Consider the following 18,264-nt stretch of genomic DNA (forward strand, 5'->3'; position numbering starts at 1 on the left):
AAGGCTTGTGCGAAGCGCAAGCACTGTCTACGAAGTAGGCAGAGACAAGCTCGTGACTTGAGTCATGAGTTGTTGACCATAAGGTGTTCTATTGAGAAAATAAGTCTGCCCAAGTCCTCACTGAATGTTATGGAGCACAAAAAAAGCTATGCCCACAAATCTTAATGAGGGGCATAGCTTTTTTCAGGCTTTCTTGTTCCTTATATTCAACTTATATCCAACTTCATCATGGTTTAGTTTATCCCATTCTCCGCTTCCCATTGCGCTACTTCTTCCCGCACTCGCGGCGCCACCTCGGTTCCGAGCAGCTCAATCGCGCGCATTACGTCCTCATGGGGCATGGTGCCAAGCGGGACATGCAGCATGAAGCGGGTAATGCCCACGTTCTTGCGCAGATCAATGATCTTGCGGGCCACCGTGTCCGGGTCTCCTACATACAGCGCTCCTTCGGGGCTGCGTGCGGCATCATAAGTAGCTCTGGTATATGGGCCCCAGCCCCGTTCCTTTCCAAGCTGGCTCATGACCGCCTGGGTGGGCGGGAAAAATTTCTCCACAGCCGTCTCCAGATCATCCGCAATGAATCCGTGCGAGTGCGATGCCACCGACAGCAGGGAAGCATCATGTCCGGCATGGGCAGCCGCTTTTTTATACAGCTCCACGAGCGGCGCAAACTGAACCGGTCTGCCGCCGATGATCGCCAGCACGAGCGGCAGGCCGAGCAGGCCTGCGCGGATAACGGATTCCGTATTGCCCCCGCTGCCAATCCACACCGGCAACGGATTCTGTACCGGGCGCGGATACACACCGAGATTGTTGATGGCCGGGCGGTGCCCGCCTTTCCAGGTGACTTTCTCGGACTCCCGCAATTTCAGAAGCAGCTCCAGCTTCTCGTCGAACAGCTCGTCATAATCGTTCAGATCATAGCCAAAAAGCGGGAACGATTCGATAAATGAGCCGCGGCCCGCCATAATCTCCGCCCGTCCGTTGGAGATGCCGTCCAGTGTGGCGAAATCCTGAAACACCCGCACCGGATCGGCGGAGGACAGCACTGTAACCGCGCTGGTCAATCTTATGCGTGTCGTCTGCGACGCAGCCGCAGCCAGCACCACGGCGGGGGAGGATGCTGCATAATCCTGACGGTGATGCTCACCCACCCCATATACATCCAGTCCTACTTTATCTGCAAGGACTATTTCCTCAACCACCTCACGAATACGCTGCGCATGGCTTATCAACTCACCGGTTACAACATCCGGCGTTGTTTCTACAAATGTACTGATTCCTATTTCCATTGCATGATCCCTCCTGGCCCATATCCTGTTGTATCACAAAAGGTTGGCCTGTAGATGACATTAAATCGAATATCTTTATATTGAACTATTTTTGCAATCATTTCAAGTCCTACGAAAAATAAAAAAGGGACTTCAGATTGTTTTCTGAATCCCTCGTTTTTACTATGTTGGAGAGCAGCAGTCGACGTTAAGACAAGCTGACCCATTGATCCTTGCGGTACTGCTTGGCGAGATAAACGATTTGGCCGGTATGGTATGCGTTATGGTACAAGCTTTTCTCAATGGCCTCGATGACGGTTACGGACTGTCCCTTGATCTTGATTTCCGTCAATAGCTGCTCTTCCCGGAGCGCGGCGAGTTGTCCCAGGAACAGGCTCCAGGCATATTCCCAGCGATCCAGCAGGGCTGCGCGGTCAAGCTCTTCATGAATGAACTCCGCATCGCGGTTTCGGTCCGGCTTCTCTCCGTCGGTGGTAAACATATCGGTCCATCGGGAAATCATATTCCCGCTCATGTGCTTGACGATCACGGTGATGCTGTTGGAGCCGGGTTCAGGCGTCCAAGAAAGGGCGGCATCCTCGAGCTGCCCGATGGCAGCTTCGGCGGTGCGTTTCATGTCTTCCAGGCGGACTTTTACCGTGCTTTGGTATGCTGTGAACAGTGTTGATGTCATAAGTTGTGCCTCCTTTGGGATATCGGTCTGAAACACAAAAAATCTCATCTATGCCTCCTCTGCATCGGTTTCAAGACCGTGCTGTACTTTCAGCATAATGAGATTCAGTGTATAAATCCAATATATATATTAAGCAGTAACATCAATATTTTTGATGATTGATGATCCGACCTGGGATAGCGGAGGAGCAATCATGGCCATAAAGTTAGCCGCTGGTGCCAAAGGCTCTTCGCCAATCCGGGTGTACAGCCGGATTGGGTCCTTGACGCGTACCCCGGGAACGCGCACCTCCGCAAGCTCGCCGGATTTGAGCTCCCGGGCTACCGCAAGCGAGGGCACAAAAGAAACGCCATATCCCGATTTGACGGCTTCAATGGTTTCATGCATCCCTTCAATGCAGATCCCCGTTCGCGGCTTAGGCACTTCGTAGGCGTCACAGAGGGAGAGGAGCTTTCTGCGGCTATAGCTGCCTTCTTCCCGGAGAATAAAGGTAGTTTTCATCAGCTCCTGGAGCGTAGTGGCGGCGCCCGCCAAGGGGTGGTCCCGGTGGGCGATGAAGATCAGCTCATCCTCCAGCAGCGTGACGTATTCCAAGCCGGAATCCTTCGGGCCTTCGCCGCAGATGAGCGCAATGTCTACCGAGTGATCCAGCAGCCGCTCCATCGCGGTGCGGGAACTGCCTCGAGTCAACTGAACATGCACCTTCGGATACTGCTCCTTGAAGCGGACGATCCAGGCGGGAATCACCGTCCGGCCGGGAAGATCCGTGGCGCAGATCCGGAGACTGCCTTCCAGCCCGATTTTGAGTGCGTTCATTTCCTGCTCCATCTCGTATTCCAGCGAAAACAGCTGCCGTGCCCGGGCGGCCAGCCGCTCGCCAGCTGGCGTCAATTGGATGGAGCGCCCCTTGGAGGCAACCAGCTTCATCCCGAGCTCCTGCTCCAGATTCCGCAGCTGGGCGGTAGCTGCGGGCTGGCTGAGCTGCAGATTGCCGGCGGCCCGGGTCACACTCCCCTTACTGGCCACCTCCGCGAAAACACGCAATGCGTGCAGATTCATTTTTCTCCCACCTTTATCGTTGGATTGTATTCAAATCGTCTTATATTTGTAGTTGTATACCTGCCTGTGACCTAATCATCAATTTTATGAATGCATCGAGATATTGCATCCATCAGATCGATGAGTTGTTTTTATTGTACTTTGCTGGATGCTGGCCGTAAAGGTCGCAGGAGAAGAGGCTTATGCATATGCATTAATGAATTTATGAAAAAAAGGGCCTCCGACATGGGAGGCCCCTGAAAAAGTTAGCTAGTTACTCCTTTTGTTACGCTTATAATTATGCACGCTGTTATCAGGATTCTTAACTGTTCAATTTTTCGAATCCCTGCTGCATAGTAGAGATGACATCATCACACCATTGATCAAACTCCGGATCTTCCCTCTGGAGTTCGGGATGAGCCAGGATGTACTGAACTGTCCGCTTGATCCCCTGATCGAGACGGGTCGTTGCTGCAAAGCCGGGAACGAGCCTTTTCAGCTTAGAATTATCGAAGACAACGGAGTTCGCCTTGTCTCCCAGCAAAGAGCCCCTGAGATCCTGCTTGCTGCAGGCAGCCAGGAATACGGATGGAACATGCACTGCGTTCAGCTTGACACCAAGCGCATCGGCTATGATTTCATAGATCTGATTCCAGGTCACCGTCTCATCCGAAGTGATATGAACGGATTCTCCAATCGCATGAATATTACCCATCAGCCCAATAAAACCTTTGGCAAAATCGCTGTTGTGCGTCATGGTCCAGAGCGAGGTTCCATCACCGTGAATAATAACGGGTTTATTCTCCAGCATGCGTTTGGCCACCTGCCATGAGCCATTGCTTCCATGAACTCCAAGCGGGATGGAACGCTCGTCATAGGTATGGCTGGGTCTTACAATCGTTACCGGGAAGCCGTTGTCTCGGTACTGCTTCATCAAATAATCTTCGCAGGCAATCTTGTTTCTGGAATACTCCCAGTACGGATTGGACAAAGGTGTTCCCTCCGTAATTCGGTAATCAGACAAAGGGGTCTGATAAGCGGAAGCCGAGCTGATGAACATAAACTGCTTCGTTTTCCCTTGGAACAGACGATAATCACGCTCGACATGAGCGGGCTCAAAGGCGATAAAATCAGCTACAACATCAAATTCCTGTCCTTCAATCAGTTGAGCCACATAGTACTCATCATTGATATCCGCCTGAAGAATATGCGCTCCTTCCAGCAGAAACTCATTACGATTGCCCCTGTTCAGCAAATAAAGCTCACAGCCCTGCTCCAGCAGCTTCCTGGTGATCGCCGAGCTGATCGTTCCCGTCCCTCCGATAAACAACGCTTTCATAAACTGCACCTCCCGGAATCGAATGAAATGAGTCAGATGAAAACTTATAACGTTATGCAGCTTTACCCTCCTTACGATATCATGCGTGCCCAGCAATAACAATTTCTAAAAACTTTAGATCAACCTACCATATAAAATAGCCTCTCTTCTATATATCCCTGTTTAGAAAGTTGTGAATTGCATTAAGTGATCATCTTTAATTTCTGCGCCGATATCTTCTATAATCAGAGCTCTTACAAATGCTGGGTACTTCGCCGCAAACTGATAGGCATTAACTCCTCCAAGTGAGTGTCCCAATATCACTACCGGATTGCCACCCAACTCTTCTTCAATTAAAATATGAAGATCCTGAAGGTATTTATTCCGACTATAATCCTTCTGATGAACATGCCCGCTCCATCCGACTTTTTGCTAAATCGATTATCGATCAGCATAAAGGGAAAACCTACGCCAAAAGCGTGGTTGGAGAATCCACCACCTTCTATGTCCAGCTTTCTTATACGTGAAAAAAAATCCATCCCGCATCATGGGGATGGATTTCTTCATCCTGTGGCCGATGGATCATACTCGCTCAGCCTGCCCTCGTAAACCAGCCGCAGCCGCTCGCTTTGCCGGAAATCATCCGGCGTCACGAGCGCAGGCAGCTTGTTCCAGATATGGATGCCGGACCGCTGCAAAATTTCTGCGACAAACTGTGAGCAAAAATAGGAATTGCTGAACTCGACCGGCTCCTTCAGGGCGACACCGATCACGCCCAGCAAGTTGTACATATATTTCTGACGGCTGCGGATAAAGATATGCAGGACCCGTCTCATTTTCTCGACTTCGCGCTCGGTGACCCGCAGTTCATAGATAATACAGGTTGTGTTCGGGTACTTGCTGAACGTGCCTGTATTGATATCCTCCTTCACGAACCCCCCGTTGAGGGGATTGCTGGGATGCTTTCTGCCGAAGCTGTACAGCTCCGAGAGCTCGCGGTCGAAGGAAATCGAAGCATGGTTATAAGGCGCCTTCGTATAGGTTTGAATGACCCTCGTGAATAGCGTTCCGGTATTCGTAAGCAGTATAAAAACCGATCTCTCCGCTTCCATTTTACAAAATTTCCCCTTACCAACTTTGAACTGTTCCTTCATAATAACATAAGATTCTGTAAATTAATCTCATTTTGCGACAAGTTGGTGATTCGCCTTTGAAAGGTTCGTATTATACGTTAGCCCTTATATTTGCTGCCCTGCTCGCTATCCAGTTGATTTATTATATTGTGAGCAAATTGCAGTCTGACAAAGATTACAGTGCCATCGGCTACCGGATCAAAACCTGGTGGGGCATGTTCTTCATCTTCTGCCTGGCTACCCTGTTCAACTCGGTGGTGTCGCTGCTTTCGCTCATGCTGCTTACCTTCTTCGCGCTGAAGGAGTATTTCTCCATGATCAAGACGAGAAAGGCCGACCGGCGGCTGTTCCTGTGGGCCTACCTATCGATACCCGTGCAGTTTTACTGGATTTATATCGGCTGGTACGGCATGTTTATCGTTTTTATTCCAATCTATGTGTTTTTGTTCCTTCCGCTCCCCCGCCTGATTAACAAGGGCACAGTCGGATTTCTGCGCAGTGTCAGCTCGACCCAGTGGGGGCTCATGCTGATGGTGTTCGGACTCAGCCATCTGGCCTATTTCCAATTCGCGACGCCGGAGTACGGCGCAGGGCTTGTTCTTTATCTGGTTGTGCTCACACAGCTGAACGATGTGGCGCACTACCTGGCCTCGATCTACTTCGGCAAGCGCAAGGTGGTGCCGACGGCCAACCCGCATTTAACCTGGGAAGGCTTTGCGAGCGCATTTGTCATGACAACTGCGGCTTCTTATTTGATCTATCCTTATCTGACGCCGCTTGACTCCACCTTTGCACTCATTTTCGGCATGCTGATCAGCCTGAGCGGATTCTTCGGCAGCCTGACGGTGTCCGTGCTGAAGCGGGACCTGTTAATCGCGGATGATGATAAGTTTGATGCGCTGAAGCAAAGCTACTTAAGCAGGGTCGACAGCTTGACCTACACCTCGCCGATCTTTTTTCATGCTCTCCGCTATTTCGTTGATTTTATGTGATACAAATGACCAAGGAAAAAAGGTGCTCTCCGGTTTTATCACCAGGGAACACCTTTCTTTAATTCCTTTTACACTTCGTCCGGTATTTTGACCAGCACCTGATACTCGGTATCCGGCTTCAAATCTTTAAGAATGCCGTCGGCAACGGGAGCTCCGTCGGCATACACCTCTATGGCGTTAAGCCCCGGTTCCTTCTTCATGACGATATGAAGATTGGCGCCTCTGAAATCCCGTTTGACCGTAACTTCCTTCCACCCGGCAGGAAGCTGCGGCTTGATCTGCAGCCCCTCCGCACAACCCTGCAGCCCGAACAGGCCGTCGATCAGACAGCGGTACACCCAAGGAACCGTCCCCGTGTTAAAGAGATGGCTGGAACGGCCCGCAGTGCGCGGGAACTGGCGGTAAGCTCCGCGATAATAGTTCGGGATAAATACGGGCAGCTGACCGCGCTGCACAATATCCTCCAGGTCCGGTCCGGGAATCATTTTGCGCAGCAGCCGGTAGGCATCCTCCTTCTCTCCGACGGCATAAAGAGCATAAATGTAGAAGGCCGCAGCATGATTGTAAACCGCGCCGTTCTCGGCAGAACCCGGATGCTTCTGCGTGACCCTGCCTACATCCTCCCGCATCGAGGTGAAGGACGGGGCCAGCTTTTCCACACCATATGGCGTCTCCAGCTGCTCCGCGACCGCCCGCATCAGCTTGCTCTGCTTCTCCTGGTCGGCAGCGCCGCTCAGCATGGACCATCCCTGCGGATTGATGAAAATTCGTCCCTCGCGGTCTGTGCTGATCCCGAATTTGACGTTGTCATCGGTGATGCCGCGCGCGTACCATTCGCCGTCCCACAGATACTGGTTGACAACCTCATTGGTCTTCTTCGCTTCCTCCCGAAACTCCCGGGCCTTATCCGAATGGCCGCTGCTCTCGCAGATCCCTGCCCATACGTTGAACGCATAGGCCGTCGCGATCGTCAGCCAGCCGGAAACCCCTTTGCCCTTGTAACCGACCATATTCATCGGGTCGCACCAGTCGCCCTGGTTAATATAATTCAATCCCCGTTCATCACGGTCGTTCATCAGCCAGTACATGGCCTTGTGGATATGTTCGAATACGGATTCCGTTTCCGTGCTGTCGGCATAAGGAAGCTTTTCCTCCAATATGGAGTAATCGTTCGTCTCATCCAGATAGGTGCTTAAGCAAATGGGCAGCCAGACGCAATGGTCCGTATGCGGAACCTGATTAATGTACTTCAGCTCCGCATCCTCATGCAAAATGATGCCATCCGGCATGGCACCGCTTGCATTTTGCTGCCTTAATGCGATCAGGAAGGCCTCTCTTGCCGTCTGCGGCTTGATGTAGCTCATCCCCATATGGTCCTGCAGGAAATTGCGCGTCTGCGGATCGGTTGTGAGGCGGTTCGTTTGCCCGTGATAATACATCTGCCGCGGCAGCCAGTGATTGACGAAGTTGTCCAGATCCGGGTCCGGCGTTGTAATCTCGATGCGGCCTCTGCCTTCCCGTATGTAGCGGTCATATTCCCGTTCAGCCGCCGTGAAGCCGTCTTCGCCGTCCGCATTGGTATTCAGCAGGTAGCTGCTGCGGATTTGGGCAACCTGTTCTTCATCCTTGGCCGGTCCAAAAATGAATCTGTAAGCTTCCTCATCACCTGGCGCCAGCTCGAACCGATACTGCAGGACAGCTGCGGGCGTTTCGTATCTTGCATCCCCTTTGGACAGAAGCTCCTGATCCCGGACCGCTGTTGGCATGGCAATGCCGCCCTCTCCTTCAAAGGCCTCCTGGTTCACTTCCCAGGCCGCAGGCTTCCGCTCCGCGATGAGGAAGGTTTTGTCGCTGAATTCCTTGATTTTATAATAATCCTGATATTTCTGGTATGGGGTGATCGAAGTACATACAATGGCTTGCAAATCCTCGTGATATTGTCCGGATTGATTCATCCATGACATATAACCGACGGTGAAATATGGGTAAATGCTTAACTTCCTTGGCGCTCCCGACAGGTTCTTCACCTTCACACGCCACAGCTCCATAGCGTCTTCCCGCGGCAGACTCAAGCTCATCTCGACATGAATCCCCTTACATTCCACCCTCCATACAATTCTGCTCTTCCCGATTGCAAAAGTGTACTGATCCGCCGGTACGCGCACAGGCTCATACGGAGCGGAGAACACTTCGCCGCTTTCCTCGTCCTTTATGTACAGAAAACGTCCGGGATGATGCGCATAATACGGCTGCTCCGGCTGCATGAACGTCTTCGCCTCCAGATTGGGCGCGTGAGAGTACTTGGCAGGCTCCGGCTGCATAAATTGGGCCACGGCATATCCGCGGCAGTTCATATGAATCATCATCTTCTCATTCCAGAGGAACCCTGAAGCCTTGGGGAGGGCGGTGGGACTCGCCAGCTCGTAATACTCTTGATCTTCCGATGCTCTAATCATTTTTTCATACCTCACTTCCATTGGTTTCAACAACGATTCAGCAGATTGGAGGCGATATGTGTCGGCAGGTTCTATCAATCTACCACGGGTTTCCTGTTCATTATATTACACTGGCCCGGACAAAAGATAATCCCGAGAAAAATAGATGCACTGGGGGATATGCCCACTGCTGTTTGTTTTTCTTATTCTGTCATGTTGTTGTTCTCTGGCTGCAGCTTTCGGATCAGAACGATTTGCCCAATATGATATGAATTATGGATTGCAGCATTACTAATTACTTCCCACCAGGCTGCAGACACCGGGAACCCAAGCGCCGGTGCCTCAAGGCTTTCTTTACTCAGCAGATCCTGCCATCGCAGCAGCGCTTGAAGAAGACGCTCTCTCAAATTACTGAATGCAGTATGCTCCGGTAAGATAAAGCTATCGTTGTTGTCTTTTACCGCTATTTCTGCATCCGCACGGCCTTGCTCAAATCTGGTCAGCCATATCTCATTCCAATACAGCAGGTGCTGCGTGATTTCGGCTATGCTGTGACATTGCGGAGCAGGCTTCCAAAAAGCTTCTTCCTCGGTAATCCCTTCAACCGCCTGTTTAAAAGGCAGATGCCAGCTCGGGTCATCCGCATTAGCCAACAACTGATTTGCAAGAACATCCTTCGCGTGCACCATCCGTACCCGCCTCCTTCTATTCATGTTTCAAGGCATCAAATTCTGATTATACCTGCTGTTTGAAATTAAGTGACCCTGGAATTTGAATAATGAACTGCCAATGGATATGATAGCTTTATCATTGTTTGGGGGAGGCTTCGTAACGTGGCAGTCTTAATCAACGAGCAAATTAGAGCTTCCGAGGTGATGCTCACCGGAGTTAACGGGGAAAATCTCGGTGTCGTCTCCAGAGAAGAGGCGCTTGCCATGGCCCGCTCTCAAGGGCTGGACCTGGTCTGCACCTCGCTCATGAGCAGCCCGCCGCCCTGCAATCTGGTCGCCAAGGGCAAAGGAAAGGCGCTCGCTCAGAAGAAAGCAGGAAAAACAGACAGCGGCACACCTGCAGGGAAGAACGCAAAGGGAAAGAGCACCATGGAGAAGGTCAAGGAGCTGCGGTTCACCGCCCATATAGAGGAGCATGACTATGACACCAAGCTGCGGCAGGCGGACAAGCATCTGCGTTCCGGCAAGCCGGTGCAGCTGGTCGTCAAAGCGACGGGCGCCAAAGAAGCCGCTGCCGCCAAGGCAGTGCTGGAGCGGCTGCTGGCTGATCTGAAAGAGGCAGGAGTGAAGGAAACGGGCATCCAGACAAGCGGCAAGGGCTCACAGGTGAAGGTCAATCCGCGTTGAACGGCAAAAGCCGCAGCATGGCATTCATACCCATGCTGCGGCTTTTATGTTATACCCGCTCCCCCGGCTCCGCTTGCACGGAGCCGCCATGATCATGACTACTCATCCTTTTCGATGCTGGATGAAATTTTGCGGGACAGCTTCACCAGCAGCTTCTTTTCCTGCTCCGTGAGATCAGCGGTCGTCACGCTCTCCATCTTGCTCCATATCTCCATCACGTTGCTCTCCAGATCGCGGCCAGCCTGGGTAAGGGATACAATCGTGACACGGCCGTCCTCGGCCGAGCGGCTGCGGGACACCAGACCGGCTTCCTCCAGCCGCCGTACCGATTTGGCTACCGTGGAATGATCGAGCCGCAGCGTACGGCCAAGGCTCTGCTGGGATTGATGATCCTGATCCCACAGCTGCATAAGCATCAGCTCCTGTCCGACGAACAGGCCTATTTCCCGCAGCAGCTGAGCCGCTAATGCCCGGTGCGAACGGGCCAGCGCAAATATTGAAAAACTGACCGGAAAACGCTCCTTTGCGCTTAATTCAGGGTAAACTTCTTTTTTTGCATCGGCTTCGCGGTTCTGTTCCTTGCTCATAAGCAACCTCAACTTTCATCATTTGTTCCGAACACACGTGAATGGATGCCCCAAGACTATCATTTTGAGCGGATTGAGGCAAGCGCGGAAATGTTATGGTTTATGACGGATTGGGACAGGCCGTGCCTCATTCACTTTTATTTATTCGATTATACTGTTATTCTGATTACAATGCTTGTCTAACCGGGCCAGAAAAAATATTGAGGTGAATTTTAAATGAGCAGTATCGGAAGGAATGAACCCTGCCCTTGCGGGAGCGGAAAAAAATACAAAAAATGCTGTTTGGAGCAGGACCGTGCTTTGGCGCAAATGAAGCAGGCTGCCCCTCCCGCCAGCATGAAGGAAGAAGAAATCAACAGAGAGCTTGTTTCGTTTGCCAAGTCCCCCGCCAAGCTGCGTGAATTCGTGGGTCAGTTTGATTGGCCAAATCAGGCGCAGCGGCAATTGGCGGAAGAACTGGCACTGGAGTTGTATGCAGAATATAAGCCCAGCTCTGAAGAAACGCGGGAGACCCTCGCCGGAACGATTGTGCTGTGGAACAGCTTTTGCAAGGATATAAACCCCGGCTTCCGTAAACCAGGCGGTTATAAAGGAGCTTTAGAGTTCTTTTTTCTGATCGATTCCACAGGTGAGTTGCCAAACCAAAGCAAGCTGGCTGCCAAACACAATGTTTCTGTCTCCACACTGACCAATTGTCTGAACAGGACGAAGGATTATTTTGAAGAAAAAGGACTGATACTGAATGAACCCGAGAATGACCCAATTCAGCAATCTCCCGCTTTTTCAACTGTGTAGCATGAAACAAAGATAGCGATTTGGATGACGTGGATCGGCTGCTTAAATCTCACGAGGATGAGGCTGCCTGTTTCTAATTCGTTTGTATTGAATAACTCTTCGATTGCTCCTCCAGATTAAAGTTGCCTGATGAACAGGAGTTTCCCGGGTAACGCAAAAATAAGCCTCTAAACCACAGCGTTGTCGTGGTATTAGAGGCTTATATAGCTTATACAACCCCAAACAAATATTTTTTCAAAGGATCGCGGGGCGCTTTTTAATCGCTTTGCTTCTTGAGCTTGTTCATTTCCTCCAGAGCCATTTCGTTGCACTGCCTGATAAAGCCAAGCAGCAGCTGCATTTCCTGTTCATTGTATTGTGAGAGAATCCGGAGCGTAGACTGCATTACCGAGTGGAACAAAGGCGATATACTGGCCGAGCCACTTGGTACGGGCTTAACAACCACCCTTCTGCGGTCGTTGGGATCCCTGTCCCTGATGACATAACCAGCCTGCTCCAGCCGATCAATGACACTCGTAACAGCTCCGGTTGTCAAGCCGGTTAATCGGGCCAGCTGCCCGGCCGTGACCGGCCCGGCTTGATTCAAGTAATCCAGGCATTTATGATCGGTGGCATTCAAGCCCAATTTTTCAGAGATTGCCTGATGAAGCATGACAGCCCGCGCGCTATTTTGCCTCAGCTCTGAGAGCAGTGCTTGCTGTGATGGCGTAAGTTCAGGAAGATCGGCGGAAAAATGCTCTGTTGACATTACGAAACCTCCGGTATACAATTTAAATATCTTAATCAATCAAGATAATCAATTAATCGAGATTCTTTATAAATCAATATTCTTTGGGTGTTAAGTATATCACAGGGCACTTGACATCACCAAAACTCTTATCCCGGAGAGGATGGGTCTATATGACAAATCAAGAAGATCTGAAAGCTATCAGCAGTCTGTTCGCAAGATTGCGCGATGCCTGGAACACAGGTGATGGGGCGGCCTATGGCCAATGCTTTACGGAGGATGCCGACTATGTAACCTTTATGGGGCAGCATCTGAAAGGAAGGAAGCAGATTGCCGAGGTCCATCAAATGCTGTTCGACGGACCTCTCAAGGGTTCGGTCATGGATTCCAGCACTTCCTCCGAGCTGCAACCCCGCTTTATCGCCCCTAACGTAGCCATCGTTCATGCAACAGGGGAGGTAAAGCTCACAGATGCTGCTCAGGATCCTAACGATAGAGGATCGATCAATACGAATATGCTGCTGAAGCAAGATGGGGAGTGGAAATTAACGGCTTTTCACAACTGCCGTGTCCAAGAAATGCCGCAAGGCAGACGATAACTATTCGGGCTATTGAAAAAAGCAGTCATAGAAAAATCAAACGGCACTTTGATGGAGAACCAAGGTGCCGTTTGCCCAACTACCGCAGCCGCTTGATATCTTCAATTAGCTTTTCAACATTTTCTCTCTTTGTCGCCCAGCTGGTGCAGAAGCGGACCGCGCTGTGCGTCTCGTCTGCTTTTTCCCAAAAAGAAAAAGAATAGTTCTCCTTTAGCTCTTCAAGCAACCTGTCCGGCAATATTGGAAACTGCTGATTCGTGGTGGAATGGTATTGGAAAGGAATCCCCTGCTCAGTCAGGACATCCCGGAGCAGTACGGCCATATCTACCGCGTGTTTGGAAATTTCAAAGTATAAGCCATCCTCAAACAAGGTTTCAAACTGAATGCCAAGCATTCTGCCTTTGGCCAGCAGTCCGCCCTTTTGCTTGATATGGTAGCGGAAGTCTTTCTTCAACGCTTCGTTAACGATGACCACGGCCTCGCCCATCATGGCGCCAATTTTGGTTCCGCCAATATAGAACACATCGCACAGTCTGGCGATATCGGCCAAGGACAGATCGTTATCCTCCGCAGCCAGAGCATACCCCAACCGCGCTCCGTCTATGAACAAAGGCAATCCGCTCTCCCGGCAAACCCGGCTCAACGCCTCCAGTTCAGATTTGCTGTAGATTGTTCCGTTCTCGGTAGGCTGGGAGATATACACCATGCCAGGCTGAACCATATGCTCATGGGTGGCGTCGCTCCAATGGACCTCCACCAATTCTTTTACCTGCTCTGCCCGAATTTTCCCATCATCGCTCGTCAAGGTTAATACCTTGTGGCCGGTGGCTTCGATGGCTCCGGTCTCATGTACGGCAATATGCCCCGAGATTGCGGCAATCACGCCTTGATGCGGACGCAAAATGGATGCTATAACGGTCGTATTGGTCTGCGTGCCTCCAACGAGAAAGTGCACGTCCGCAGGCTCTGCATCACATGCTTTTTTAATATAAGCCCTCGCCAGCTCACAGTGCGGGTCCGTGCCATATCCGCTGGTCTGTTCGTCATTCGTTTCCAGCAGCCGCTTCAAGATGCGCTCGTGGGCGCCCTCGGTATAGTCGCATTCAAATCGGATCATCCGGTTTTCTCTCCATTCTCTCCAGCTTATCCAGCTTTTTCTGTATCGACATGATTGAAGCATGCAGCTCTTTCATTTCTTTGGCGGTTAATCCGCGAAATAATCTTATAATCTGTTCGTCAGATCTTTCGTTGAGCTGGTTATAAAATTCCGTTCCCTTTGGTGTTAAACGCAGCAGGCTGATTCTCTGATCCGTGTTGGAGCTTTCCTTGACCAGCAGCCCTTCTTTACAAAGCTTGTTTACGATTCGGCTCATATAGCTGCGGTCGATATTGAGCGCATCCACCAGTGTGTTGGCAATGCAGGCCCCATTTAAGCCGATCTCAATCACCACACGCGCTTCTGTAAAAGTATAACCCGTATCCAGCACATGCCTGTTTAACACACCAAGAATATTCGTATACCGCCTGTTAAACCGCCGGATATCCGCGATCACGTCAGCATCGATATGGATGGGGACCCCTCCTTTTTTGTGGACTCAGTCAACATGATCATAGTTAATTTTAGTGGACTGTGTCAACATTATTAAAATCAAACTCAAAATAAACGCTTTGGTTAGCGTGTCGATAAAGATACTTTCTTTAGCATAAAAAAAGCGCCATAGGCGCTTTTAAGTAAAATATATTCTTTCTGCTCGTGTTGTTATTTCATTTTTCGTCTTTCCGTCGTTCTCATCCCGAGTTTTTTCAACCAATCCCATTTCTTGAAGTTTACTTGTCCTCTTCCCAACCATTTGGTGGGTACTGTCAATGAGTGGGGAAATCTCTCCGGCTCTCATTTTTCGCTTTTCAGTCTGTAAAACGGTTAAGATTTCTAATTCAATAGGATCAAGCATTATATCTTGGTCTAACTCTATAACCTCTTCTTTAAAATTGTCTGAGATATAAACGATACTGCACAGACCAACAGAACATTCAGGGCATTTCCAGTGAAACATTTCGAAGCTATCTTGTTTCTCCAATGGATAACATGACCCACAATTGTTACACTTGATGGTTTGATTACTTGAAAGGTAGTCATGAACAGCCCTCGTATATTCAAAACAACGTTGAACAAAATAATTACGATATTTACGTCCTTGTGGGTACCCCCAGCTCATTCTTTCACTTTCAACCAAGCCATAATACAGAGCGTATACTATTACTTGTTGGCCGTCCTTATCCCGAGTATTCTTATATTTCGATAGTAAAAAATTTGATTCAAGAGAAGCAAAGAAATCACCCAACTTTGGCATAACAATAAAATGACTTGTTGGAGGATTTGTAATATCGGAAAAGTAATTCCCCCCAATATCCCCACTTGAAATTCTTTTTTTCGTCTCACGTGCTTCTTTAATTATTGTATCCAAGAGGGCTTTTTGGTTGTATCGATCCAATTTATTTTCAAAAGGTTCCAAGGCAAAACGATTTAATTTATCAAAATACAAGTTAACCGTCTGCTCATAGTACTTTCTAGATGCAAGTCTAATAGCCTGAAGGTTTATTCTTTGTCCTTTTGAGACCCTGTCCAAATAGCAATAGTGTAATAGATGACCAATAATTCTTGGAACATTAAATGACGCTTGGAATAATAGCCTGTAATATTCATCCATAGTCGTTGAGGAGCAATCGAAAAAATCTTCTGATACTAAATTAAATGATTTAAATCGTGTTTCTAATAATCTTGTTGTATAGTCTATTGCAGAACGCTCCATCTCTTGAACTTCAGTAGCCTCGTACAATTCAGAAAAATCCAAACTAAGTGTGTCCACTTTATTGGGATCGATCTTCCCAAAGTAAACTCTTCCGGGATATCCCGCAATTTTTAACTTAATCGCTTCATTGCTTGAATTATTTAGAGGAGATAATATAACATCAACAAAAAGACGTTGATCAACAAAAGTCAACTCTGAGAAGTCATCAAGAAAGATAACCAATTTAGATAAACCACATTCACTTAACAAAACTTGAATTTCTGAAATAATCTCACTAAATGGAAATGATTTATACACAATATCTGAATACTCATTATAAATTTCATTATCGTCTAGAGATTTATCAAAGTCAGAAAGAGTGGCCTCACCGGAAATCCCACCCGCTGGCAATCCATTAGAATTGATTTGGAACTGACTTGCCCCTTTTGTACTTGCTGTTAGGGAACTCTCTGTTTGTTTCTTCGCTCTTATTTGTGTAGTGATTTTTTGCAATATCGGTAATTCATGAGTTTCAAGTTTTGTGTTTTTAACTCGTGCCTGAATTTTTTCCAAACTTGATCTTAATTCATCGTACTGCTTCTTTTTGCCCATCCATCGTTCCACAAGAGATAAATTTTCGCAAGTTATCCCAATCTCCCTAAGAAGTTCTGAGATGACTTGTCCAAGCAAAGATTTCCTTAAAATATGAGCCCTAAAAGCAGCCTCACTTATATTTTCTTTTACAGCAACCTCTTCGGATGTATGTAATGTGGGGATAATATCATAAAGTGATTTAACATCTAAATATACTGTGATTACTTTTCGCTTTTCTCTCATGGAAAGCTGTGCCTTTGTAAAGACAGTACTTTTTCCTGTCCCCTTTCTTCCAAGAAGAAATGTCGTATTACTTGATAAAACTGAATTTAAAACAGCGTCACCCGGAAGAGGATCTACATAAATTTTATCGACTGGATTAATTCCAATCTCATCCTCAAAATCCCTTAACTCAGCTCGCCTGTATTGTCTTAGTGATTCGGCAACTTCTTTAAATTTAATTTGCTCCATTACTGTCCTCCCTAATTAGCCTCCCTGTTATTTTATACTATATCATTTTAAAAATCTCGTCTTTTATCCCCCTCCTTTTGCTAATTCTATTTATCATCAGCTAATAAAGAAAAGTACACTCAGGTTATCCCTAGTGTACCTCTCCAAGTTCCGTTCGCTATTCATTAAAAACTGTCTTATCAAGCCGCGCCGAACAGCTTCATAAAGCCCATAATGATAATACCGACTACACCGAAATCCGTATCGCCAAATGTCGTACCGCTGAAGCCTACACTGGACATGAACACGAGCATGATTGCAGGCAGGAAGCTGATCAACAGACCATTGGCGAACGCGCCCAGCATCGCTCCGCGCCGTCCTCCGGTAGCATTGCCGAATACGCCGGCAGTGGCGCCGGTGAAGAAGTGCGGCACCAGACCCGGAATGATCACCTTCAGGCCGACAAGCGGCAGGATGAACATGGACAGCAGACCGGCAATGAAGCTGAAAATAAAACCGATAATAACTGCGTTAGGCGCAAACGGGAATACCGTCGGGCAGTCCAGCGCCGGTTTGGTGTTAGGCACCAGCTTTTCGGCAATGCCTTTGAACGCTGGCACGATCTCGGCGATCAGCATACGCACGCCTGCCAGAATGATGTATACCCCGGCGGCAAACGTAATCGCCTGCATCAATGAGAATACGATAAAGTTCGAGCCGTTGGACAGTTCGGTTTCGATATATTCACGTCCGGCGAACAGGGCGACCACGATGAAGAACAGCGTCATCGTCAAGGAAACCGCTACCGAAGTATCGCGCAGGAAGCCAAGCTGCTGCGGCACTTTGATCTGCTCGGTTGTCTTTTCCTTATTGCCGAACCATTTGCCGATGGTAGCGGCAGTAAAGTAGCCGACGGAACCGAAGTGACCTACTGCAAAGTCATCACTGCCGGTGATCTGGCGCACATACGGCTGCAGCAGCGCCGGGAAAATCACCATACAGAGACCGAGAATGATGGAGCCGACCACAACGAGCGGGAATCCGCTCAATCCGCCGATGGTCAGCGATACCGCGATCAGACATGCCATGAACAAGGTATGATGGCCTGTCAGAAAGATATATTTCAGTGGCGTGAAGCGTGCCAGAATGATGTTGACGATCATGCCGAACACCATAATCAGGGCGGTCATGGCGCCAAAATCACTTTGGGCGGCCGCGACAATCGCTTCATTCGTAGGCACGATGCCTTCCACCTGGAACGCATGGTTGAACATCTGGCTGAAGATATCCAGCGAGCCCGTCAGCACCGTTGCGCCGGCGCTGATGATCACGAAGCCCATAATGGTCTTCAGTGTACCGGACACCACTGCGGCTACGGGCTTGCGCTGAAGCAGCAGGCCCACCAGGGCGAACAGTCCGACCAGGATGGCCGGAGTGCCCAGGATGTCATTCATAATTAAGTTCATCATATCGGCTGGACCTTC

At 49.2% G+C, this 18,264-nt stretch carries 19 protein-coding genes; 5 read left to right on the forward strand and 14 right to left on the reverse strand.

The window, feature by feature from the left end; translation table 11 throughout:
* Window positions 1-233: 233 nt before the first annotated feature.
* The 5 genes from ACE5KN_RS17870 to ACE5KN_RS17890 all read right to left on the reverse strand — a co-directional run bounded on the left by ACE5KN_RS17870 (window position 234) and on the right by ACE5KN_RS17890 (window position 4,663).
* Window positions 234-1,292: an LLM class flavin-dependent oxidoreductase gene (locus tag ACE5KN_RS17870; RefSeq protein WP_375526099.1), complete on the reverse strand. Its 1,059-nt coding sequence runs from the start codon at window positions 1,290-1,292 to the stop codon at window positions 234-236.
* Window positions 1,293-1,479: 187 nt separating this feature from the next.
* Entirely contained in the window at window positions 1,480-1,965 is a 486-nt protein-coding gene (locus ACE5KN_RS17875; protein ID WP_375526098.1) for a DinB family protein, read from the reverse strand.
* A 129-nt stretch (window positions 1,966-2,094) separates the two neighbouring features.
* Window positions 2,095-3,024, reverse strand: a complete 930-nt coding sequence (locus tag ACE5KN_RS17880; RefSeq protein WP_375526097.1) for a LysR family transcriptional regulator — start codon at window positions 3,022-3,024, stop codon at window positions 2,095-2,097.
* Between the two features lie 301 nt (window positions 3,025-3,325).
* Window positions 3,326-4,342 carry an SDR family oxidoreductase gene (locus tag ACE5KN_RS17885; protein ID WP_375526096.1) on the reverse strand — a complete coding sequence of 339 codons (1,017 nt, stop codon included), beginning with the start codon at window positions 4,340-4,342 and terminating at the stop codon, window positions 3,326-3,328.
* A gap of 162 nt (window positions 4,343-4,504) precedes the next feature.
* Entirely contained in the window at window positions 4,505-4,663 is a 159-nt protein-coding gene (locus ACE5KN_RS17890; protein WP_375526095.1) for an alpha/beta fold hydrolase, read from the reverse strand.
* On the opposite strand from ACE5KN_RS17890, the gene ACE5KN_RS17895 reads away from it, so the two are divergent.
* On the forward strand, window positions 4,627-4,848 hold the full coding sequence (locus tag ACE5KN_RS17895; protein ID WP_375526109.1) for a hypothetical protein: 222 nt from the start codon (window positions 4,627-4,629) through the stop codon (window positions 4,846-4,848). The genes ACE5KN_RS17890 and ACE5KN_RS17895 overlap by 37 nt on opposite strands.
* Before the next feature lie 36 nt (window positions 4,849-4,884).
* Here the strand turns inward: ACE5KN_RS17895 and ACE5KN_RS17900 are convergent, their stop codons facing one another.
* Entirely contained in the window at window positions 4,885-5,433 is a 549-nt protein-coding gene (locus tag ACE5KN_RS17900; protein ID WP_375526094.1) for a hypothetical protein, read from the reverse strand.
* Window positions 5,434-5,531: 98 nt separating this feature from the next.
* Between ACE5KN_RS17900 and ACE5KN_RS17905 the strand changes: the two genes are divergently transcribed.
* Complete coding sequence (locus ACE5KN_RS17905; RefSeq protein ID WP_375526093.1) at window positions 5,532-6,446, forward strand: phosphatidate cytidylyltransferase; 915 nt, start codon at window positions 5,532-5,534, stop codon at window positions 6,444-6,446.
* Between the two features lie 68 nt (window positions 6,447-6,514).
* Here the strand turns inward: ACE5KN_RS17905 and ACE5KN_RS17910 are convergent, their stop codons facing one another.
* Both ACE5KN_RS17910 and ACE5KN_RS17915 read right to left on the reverse strand, forming a co-directional pair.
* On the reverse strand, window positions 6,515-8,902 hold the full coding sequence (locus ACE5KN_RS17910) for a GH36-type glycosyl hydrolase domain-containing protein (RefSeq protein ID WP_375526092.1): 2,388 nt from the start codon (window positions 8,900-8,902) through the stop codon (window positions 6,515-6,517).
* A 182-nt stretch (window positions 8,903-9,084) separates the two neighbouring features.
* Window positions 9,085-9,570, reverse strand: coding sequence for a DinB family protein (locus ACE5KN_RS17915; protein WP_375526091.1), 486 nt, complete (start codon window positions 9,568-9,570; stop codon window positions 9,085-9,087).
* 144 nt (window positions 9,571-9,714) lie between these two features.
* On the opposite strand from ACE5KN_RS17915, the gene infC reads away from it, so the two are divergent.
* Window positions 9,715-10,239, forward strand: coding sequence for a translation initiation factor IF-3 (gene infC, locus ACE5KN_RS17920; protein ID WP_375526090.1), 525 nt, complete (start codon window positions 9,715-9,717; stop codon window positions 10,237-10,239).
* Between the two features lie 98 nt (window positions 10,240-10,337).
* Here infC and ACE5KN_RS17925 read toward each other — a convergent pair whose 3' ends face one another.
* Complete coding sequence (locus tag ACE5KN_RS17925) at window positions 10,338-10,826, reverse strand: MarR family winged helix-turn-helix transcriptional regulator (RefSeq protein WP_375526089.1); 489 nt, start codon at window positions 10,824-10,826, stop codon at window positions 10,338-10,340.
* Between the two features lie 216 nt (window positions 10,827-11,042).
* Between ACE5KN_RS17925 and ACE5KN_RS17930 the strand changes: the two genes are divergently transcribed.
* A complete protein-coding gene (locus tag ACE5KN_RS17930) occupies window positions 11,043-11,621 on the forward strand; it encodes an SEC-C metal-binding domain-containing protein (RefSeq protein WP_375526088.1) in 579 nt (192 codons plus the stop codon).
* Between the two features lie 256 nt (window positions 11,622-11,877).
* Here the strand turns inward: ACE5KN_RS17930 and ACE5KN_RS17935 are convergent, their stop codons facing one another.
* Entirely contained in the window at window positions 11,878-12,369 is a 492-nt protein-coding gene (locus ACE5KN_RS17935; RefSeq protein ID WP_375526087.1) for a MarR family transcriptional regulator, read from the reverse strand.
* Window positions 12,370-12,521: 152 nt separating this feature from the next.
* Here ACE5KN_RS17935 and ACE5KN_RS17940 point away from each other — a divergent pair, with 152 nt between their 5' ends.
* A complete protein-coding gene (locus ACE5KN_RS17940; RefSeq protein WP_375526086.1) occupies window positions 12,522-12,947 on the forward strand; it encodes an SgcJ/EcaC family oxidoreductase in 426 nt (141 codons plus the stop codon).
* A 79-nt stretch (window positions 12,948-13,026) separates the two neighbouring features.
* On the opposite strand, the gene ACE5KN_RS17945 is transcribed toward ACE5KN_RS17940, so the two are convergent.
* The 4 genes from ACE5KN_RS17945 to ulaA all read right to left on the reverse strand — a co-directional run bounded on the left by ACE5KN_RS17945 (window position 13,027) and on the right by ulaA (window position 18,249).
* The gene (locus ACE5KN_RS17945) at window positions 13,027-14,064 is read right to left on the reverse strand and encodes a threonine aldolase family protein (protein ID WP_375526085.1); all 1,038 of its coding nucleotides are present in this window, start codon (window positions 14,062-14,064) and stop codon (window positions 13,027-13,029) included.
* Entirely contained in the window at window positions 14,051-14,500 is a 450-nt protein-coding gene (locus ACE5KN_RS17950; RefSeq protein WP_375526084.1) for a MarR family winged helix-turn-helix transcriptional regulator, read from the reverse strand. Before ACE5KN_RS17950 ends, ACE5KN_RS17945 begins: the two co-directional genes overlap by 14 nt.
* Window positions 14,501-14,674: 174 nt before the next feature.
* On the reverse strand, window positions 14,675-16,801 hold the full coding sequence (locus tag ACE5KN_RS17955) for a hypothetical protein (protein WP_375526083.1): 2,127 nt from the start codon (window positions 16,799-16,801) through the stop codon (window positions 14,675-14,677).
* 179 nt (window positions 16,802-16,980) lie between these two features.
* On the reverse strand, window positions 16,981-18,249 hold the full coding sequence (ulaA, locus tag ACE5KN_RS17960; RefSeq protein WP_375526082.1) for a PTS ascorbate transporter subunit IIC: 1,269 nt from the start codon (window positions 18,247-18,249) through the stop codon (window positions 16,981-16,983).
* Window positions 18,250-18,264: the final 15 nt, after the last annotated feature.

The organism is Paenibacillus terreus (assembly GCF_042138595.1).
Taxonomy (GTDB): domain Bacteria; phylum Bacillota; class Bacilli; order Paenibacillales; family Paenibacillaceae; genus Paenibacillus; species Paenibacillus terreus.